Source organism: Neisseria sp. HMSC074B07 (genome assembly GCF_001810355.1).
In the GTDB taxonomy this organism is placed as follows: domain Bacteria; phylum Pseudomonadota; class Gammaproteobacteria; order Burkholderiales; family Neisseriaceae; genus Neisseria.
In genome coordinates, this window is record NZ_KV800892.1 from 1 (window position 1) to 215 (window position 215).

Consider the following 215-nt stretch of genomic DNA (forward strand, 5'->3'; position numbering starts at 1 on the left):
TGGGGAAATATTGTCGGATGAGTCCGTTGGTGTTTTCATTCAGCCCTTTCTCCCACGAATGGTAAGGGTGGCAAAAATAGGTTTCCGCCTTTAATGCTTTGGGTATTTTGGTGTGTTGGTAGAACTCTTTGCCGTTATCCATGATGATGGTGTGGACTCTGGCTTTATGTACCTTTATAGTGGATTAAATTTAAATTAGGACAAGGCGACGAAGC

At 42.8% G+C, this 215-nt stretch carries 1 pseudogene; it reads right to left on the bottom strand.

Features of this window, described 5'->3' with window-relative positions:
- A pseudogene (locus HMPREF2726_RS01250) lies at positions 1–160 on the bottom strand (IS30 family transposase); the annotation flags it as partial.
- Positions 161–215 lie beyond the last annotated feature (55 nt).